The following is a 6130-nucleotide window of genomic DNA, read 5'->3' on the forward strand; positions in this document are numbered from 1 at the left end:
TTGGTTATAATTAGGGGTCAAGCCGTCGACGCCTTGACACCCCGAATCATACCAAGGGGACTTTTCTATTTCAATAGGGTTCCACTAACCAAACAGGAATGCTCCCGATGGATCAGCCCGATCAGGTGAGACAACCAAAAGAGAGCGCAGCGAACTGGTTGGCTCACCGCGGGCCCATGGGAAAGCGTCCGCCTGGAACGTCGGTAAACGGTGCCCTTCCACTCACCAACGAACTTGAACTTGAACTTGAACTTAAGCTTCTCCAATAAAAAAAGCAGAAAGAGTCAAAATCGACCCTTCCCACCTCCAACTTATATCTTCTTAAACACCAACGAAGCATTATGCCCGCCAAAGCCAAGAGAATTACTCATAGCATACGTAATATCAGCCTTACGCGCCTCATTCACCACATAATCCAAATCACACTCAGGATCCGGGGTCTCATAATTCATAGTAGGAGGCAAAATCCCTTCCTGCAACGCCTTCACAGTAAAGATCGCCTCAATACCACCAGCAGCGCCAAGCAAATGACCTGTCATCGACTTAGTCGAGCTCATCGCCAACTTATACGCGTGATCGCCAAACACCGTCTTCGCAGCCATTGTCTCAAACAAATCATTATATGGCGTACTCGTTCCGTGTGCATTGATATAATCCACCTGGTTCGGCTCTACGCCCGCTTTAGCCAATGCCTGTTGCATAGCGCGTGCGCCACCTTCTCCACCTGGTGCCGGTGCTGTAATATGATGTGCGTCTCCAGTTGAACCATAGCCTACGATCTCTGCATAGATCTTCGCTCCACGTGCAACTGCATGCTCATACTCTTCTAAAATCAAGATACCTGCACCCTCACCCATAACGAAACCATCACGGTTTTTATCGAACGGACGGGAAGCTTTTGATGGATCATCATTTAAAGACAACGCTGTACTTGCGATGAAGCCTGCTACTGCAAGTGACGTAATCGGTGCTTCAGTTCCACCCGTAATCATCACGTCTGCATCTCCGCGAAGGATGACTTCGAATGCATCCCCGATCGAGTTTGTACCAGATGCACAAGCCGTAACGGAACAAGAGTTGATACCTTTAGCGCCTGTGAAAATAGACACTTGTCCTGCTGCCATATCCGGTATCATCATCGGAACGAAAAATGGACTGACGCGTCGGTAACCTTTTTCAAGGAATGTATTAAATTGTGTCTCATGTGATTCCATTCCGCCGATTCCTGAACCGATCCAAACTCCTGTACGAAGCGCTAAGTCGCCTTCAAGTTCCAAGTTTGCATCTTTCATTGCCATCATCGCTGAAGCGACTGCATAATGCGTGAATCGATCCATTTTCCGAGCGTCTTTACGTGAAACATATTGCTCGATATCGAATCCCTTAACCTCTGCCATAACACGAACTGGGAATTTCTCTTGATCGAGTCTGGTCATGATATCAATACCGGATTTTCCTTCTAGGACTGCTTTCCATGATTCTTCAGCAGAGTTACCTACTGGGGAGATTCCACCAATACCCGTTACCACTACACGTCGTTTTTCCAATTTCAAACTTCCTCTCTATCGTGAACTTTTATTTTACAGGTTAATTACTTACCCCATTTTATACATAAGCCGCCCCATGTCAAGCCGCCACCGAATCCTACGAGAACAATCACATCATCGTCTTTCACGCGTCCCTCTTCCAAATCGTCCGTCAATGAAATCGGAATAGACGCAGCAGACGTATTCCCATACTTGTGAACCGTCTTGGACATCTTCTCGACCGGTAAGCCTAAACGCTCACGTGAGGCTTCCATAATACGGATATTCGCCTGATGAGGAACCAAATAATCCACTTGGTCAGTCGTCAAACCTGCTTTTTTCGCAACGTTGACCGCTGTTTCTCCCATTTGACGTACCGCAAATTTGAATACTTCACGGCCATTCATTTGTAAAAACTTATCATGATGAAGATGTTTTCCACCTGAACCGTCTGCTCCCAATTCGAATGAAAGAATTCCTCTGCCTTCACTTACTTTCCCTACGACTGTCGCTCCTGCCCCATCACCGAATAAAACAGCTGTATTGCGGTCTTCCCAGTCGACGATTTTCGATAACTTTTCCACGCCTACTACGAGGACATAGTCATACGTGCCTGATTCAACAAACTGCTTGGCCGTTACTATACCATAGATGAATCCTGCACAAGCTGCAGATACATCCATCGCCGCTGCATTCTTTGCACCTAAGCGATGCTGGATCATCGTTGAAACAGAAGGGAATATGTTATCAGGTGTTACTGTTGCTACTAAAATAAGACCAATTTGATCAGCGCGAATACCCGCTGATTCCAATGCATCCTTCGCAGCCTCAAATGCCATGTCAGACGTATCAATAGTATCATCCGCAATTCTGCGTTCTTGTATTCCTGTACGTGTGCGAATCCATTCGTCGGAAGTATCTAAACGTTTTTCTAAATCTTCATTTGTCACAACTGTCTGTGGAACAAATTTCCCCATCCCTAAAAGTCCAGCTCTCATCTCATCTACCTCGTTCCTTATCATCTAATATTAGTACCTGGTAGTAATTATAGAAGAAAATGTGTACTTTTTCAAGACGAGGACACTTTTTCGTCAAATATAATGTATAAAATCATTTCAACGTTTTGACTGACTATGGTATGATGAACTTTGAAATAGACTATTCGAGGTGAAAATCATGCACTATATTATGACATTTGTTTGGTCGTTCCTATTAGTAGCTATGTTAAACTACGTTGCTGGCTCCATTGGAGGTACCGAATTCGACTTTATGGCGGGCGTTACCGTTTCAATCGTTTTGGCTGTACTTGTATTGATTATCACAGCAATCATTCCTAACGAATCTCCAGCTGACGTTTAATAGACGATCAAAAAGCGTAAGAACTGTTCATCAGTTCTTACGCTTTTTATATTGACCTTATACTACCGGCATGACTTCTACAACTAATGCTCCATCATTCATGGACAATTTGATTTGCTGTCCTTCGACCAATCCGCCACGTATTACTTCTTTTGCAACTTTTGTTTCTACATGTCGTTGGATGAATCGTTTCAATGGGCGTGCACCGAAATCTGCATCTGCACCTTCACGCACAATCCAATCGAGTACATCTTCATCATAGACGAGTTCTAGATCTTGCTCTTCTAAACGAGCTACCAAATCAACGAGCATCTTGTTAGCAATCGCTTTAAATGATTCAGCAGTTAAAGAATGGAAGATAATAATGTCATCCATCCGATTCAATAACTCAGGCTTAAAGTGACTACGAAGTGCAGCCATAATCAAATCTTCTTTGGCATGCTCCGACTCATCTAAATCATTATTAAGTAAATAAGCAGATCCTATATTCGAAGTCATAATGACAACCGTATTCGTAAAGTTGACCAAACGTCCTTGGCTATCTGTGATGCGACCGTCATCTAGGATCTGCAGCAAGATATTCGCTACATCCGGGTGAGCTTTCTCGATTTCATCCAATAACACGACTGCATATGGATTGCGTCTGACTGCTTCCGTCAGCTGACCGCCTTCTTCGTACCCGATATATCCCGGAGGCGCACCGACTAAACGAGACACACTGTGCTTCTCCATGTATTCAGACATATCAATTCGGACAAAGTGGTCTTCCGAGTCAAACAATGTAGCTGCCAATGTTTTCGCTAGCTCCGTCTTACCTACCCCAGTCGGACCTAAAAACAAGAACGAACCAATAGGCTTATTCGGATCTTGAATACCCGCACGTGCACGCCAGACAGCTTCCGTGACGAGTTGTACGGCATTGTCTTGTCCAATGACACGTTCTTTCAATGTTTCATGCAATCGCAATAACTTCTCGCGTTCACCTTCTACGAGTTTCGTTACCGGAATACCTGTCCAACGAGCAACGATCGAAGCAATTTCTTCTTCCGCCACTTCTTCACGTACTAAACGTAAATCTTTCGTACCTTCAAGTGGGCTTTCCAGTTCTTTCAATGTTTTCTCTAATGCAGGAATTTTACCGTACTGTAATTCTGCCGCTTTATTCAAATCAAAACTACCTTGCGCTTCCTCGAGTTCACGACGATAGCGATCTAGCTCTTCTCTTTTCGTTTGAATAGTTTTTAATTCAGCTTTTTCATTATCCCATTGCTCACGCATATCTTTTGAGGAATCCTTCAAATCTTGCAACTCTTCTCGTAAAGTTTTAAGACGAGACTGACTCATCGTATCTTTTTCTTTACGCAATGCCTGCTCTTCAATTTCAAGTTGCATAATTCTACGAGTTACCGCATCTAATTCTGACGGCATAGAGTCAATTTCTGTACGAATCATCGCACATGCTTCATCAATTAAATCTATAGCTTTATCCGGCATGAAACGTTCTGTTATATATCGATCGGATAATGTTGCCGCTGCAACGATGGCTCGGTCATGAATACGAACACCATGGTGTAATTCAAAACGTTCTTTCAAACCACGTAGAATCGAAATCGTGTCCTCAACAGAAGGTTCACGAACCATTACTTGCTGGAAACGTCTTTCAAGTGCCGCATCTTTCTCGATATACATGCGGTATTCATCTAATGTAGTCGCACCAATACAGTACAATTCACCACGCGCTAGCATCGGCTTCAACATATTGCCGGCATCCATCGCGCCTTCAGTTTTACCCGCTCCAACGATCGTGTGGATTTCATCAATGAACATAATGATTTCTCCATTACTGTCTTTCACTTGTTTCAAGACACTTTTCAGACGTTCTTCAAACTCCCCACGATACTTCGCGCCTGCTATCAATGCACTCATATCTAATTCGAAAATTTGGCGGTCTTTCAACCCTTCCGGCACATCGCCTTTCACAATACGCTGCGCTAATCCTTCAACAATCGCAGTTTTACCAACACCTGGTTCCCCAATTAGTACAGGATTGTTTTTAGTCTTTCTTGACAATATTCGGATGACATTTCGAATTTCTTCATCCCGGCCAATAACCGGATCCATTTTACCATTCTTTACTTCTTCAACTAGATTGCGTCCAAATTGCTCCAGTGGTGAGCGCTGATCTTCTTGTGTTCCATCCATACGCATATACATCCACCTCTCATTATTTTGACTTTGACTATCTTTGATTAATTTAATTATAGTCTATTTTTTAACGAAAGTAAAAAGTTTTAACTTGAATTACTCTATTATTTTTCGATCGATTTTTACATAAAAAAGCCGCCCGCATTACGCGAGCGACTGGCATTAAACTAATTGACGTGGCGCAACGACTACCCCATCTTCGTCTGCGTAGACATAGTGACCTGGTGTCCATTCAACATTCCCAAAATGAAGCACCTCGTCTTTCTGTCCTTCGCCGCGCTTGATACTCTTCACTGGCATGCTGCCGATCGCCATAACGCCGATCTCCTGTGTGCCGAGATCCGCGGTATCGCGTGCGCAGCCGTAGATAATGACGCCCGCAAGTTTACGGTCTTGGGCGATTTCGCCGAGCATGTCCCCCATGAGTGCGCAGCGTTTTGAACCTCCTCCGTCAACCACGAGTACATTGCCTTGCGGTATCGTTTGAAGTGCTTCTTTGACGAGCACGTTGTCTTCGTATACTTTCACTGTAGAGATCGGCCCCGAGAATCTCTTGTGCTTTCCGTAAGATTTGAACTCCACTGTGCATACTTGCAGTTCGTCGATAAAGTCATCGCATAGATCCGCTGTTTTAACTGACATTTCCCATTCCCCCTCGTACTTTCTGTTTGACGCTACCTTAATCCTATTCGACACAATCCAGCATTTCCTTTTTTTTATTTTGAATGTACTTAGCAGTCATTGTGGATAGTGTGTGACTTGGTGTTGTGTTTGAACTTGTTTAAATTCAAAAGCAATAGCTTTGAAGTGGTTAGTGAATTTGTGGGGGGGAGGGGATGGAAGCTCCAGTTGGGGGACGCTTTCCCATGGGCCCGCGGTGAGCCAACTGTTCGCTGCGCTCTCTTAGTTGTCTCACCTGATCGGGCTGATCCATCGGGAGCATTCCTGTTTGGTTAGTGGAACCCTATTGAAATAGAAAAGTCCCCTTGGTATGATTCGGGGTGTCAAGGCGTCGACGGCTTGACCCCTAATTATAACCA

At 44.3% G+C, this 6130-nt stretch carries 5 protein-coding genes; 1 reads left to right on the forward strand and 4 read right to left on the reverse strand.

What is annotated here, in order from left to right:
* Positions 1-311: 311 nt before the first annotated feature.
* Positions 312-1547, reverse strand: a complete 1236-nt coding sequence (gene fabF / locus CSV69_RS16270) for a beta-ketoacyl-ACP synthase II (RefSeq protein ID WP_085428458.1) — start codon at positions 1545-1547, stop codon at positions 312-314.
* A 44-nt stretch (positions 1548-1591) separates the two neighbouring features.
* Entirely contained in the window at positions 1592-2524 is a 933-nt protein-coding gene (locus CSV69_RS16275; protein ID WP_085428457.1) for a beta-ketoacyl-ACP synthase III, read from the reverse strand.
* Between the two features lie 178 nt (positions 2525-2702).
* Between CSV69_RS16275 and CSV69_RS16280 the strand changes: the two genes are divergently transcribed.
* Positions 2703-2885 carry a YjzD family protein gene (locus tag CSV69_RS16280; protein WP_085428456.1) on the forward strand — a complete coding sequence of 61 codons (183 nt, stop codon included), beginning with the start codon at positions 2703-2705 and terminating at the stop codon, positions 2883-2885.
* Positions 2886-2942: 57 nt separating this feature from the next.
* On the opposite strand, the gene CSV69_RS16285 is transcribed toward CSV69_RS16280, so the two are convergent.
* On the reverse strand, positions 2943-5087 hold the full coding sequence (locus CSV69_RS16285) for an ATP-dependent Clp protease ATP-binding subunit (RefSeq protein WP_369823968.1): 2145 nt from the start codon (positions 5085-5087) through the stop codon (positions 2943-2945).
* 165 nt (positions 5088-5252) lie between these two features.
* The gene (gene rraA, locus CSV69_RS16290) at positions 5253-5732 is read right to left on the reverse strand and encodes a ribonuclease E activity regulator RraA (RefSeq protein ID WP_085428455.1); all 480 of its coding nucleotides are present in this window, start codon (positions 5730-5732) and stop codon (positions 5253-5255) included.
* Between the last annotated feature and the right edge of the window lie 398 nt (positions 5733-6130).

It is taken from the genome of Sporosarcina sp. P26b (assembly GCF_002743245.1).
Lineage (GTDB): Bacteria > Bacillota > Bacilli > Bacillales_A > Planococcaceae > Sporosarcina > Sporosarcina ureae_C.

Excerpts from the sequence above, each read along its gene's own strand:
- rraA (WP_085428455.1), bottom strand. The coding sequence starts at position 5,732 with ATGTCAGTTAAAACAGCGGATCTATGCGATGACTTTATCGACGAACTG.
- CSV69_RS16280 (WP_085428456.1), top strand. The coding sequence starts at position 2,703 with ATGCACTATATTATGACATTTGTTTGGTCGTTCCTATTAGTAGCTATG.
- CSV69_RS16285 (WP_369823968.1), bottom strand. The coding sequence starts at position 5,087 with ATGGATGGAACACAAGAAGATCAGCGCTCACCACTGGAGCAATTTGGA.
- CSV69_RS16275 (WP_085428457.1), bottom strand. The coding sequence starts at position 2,524 with ATGAGAGCTGGACTTTTAGGGATGGGGAAATTTGTTCCACAGACAGTT.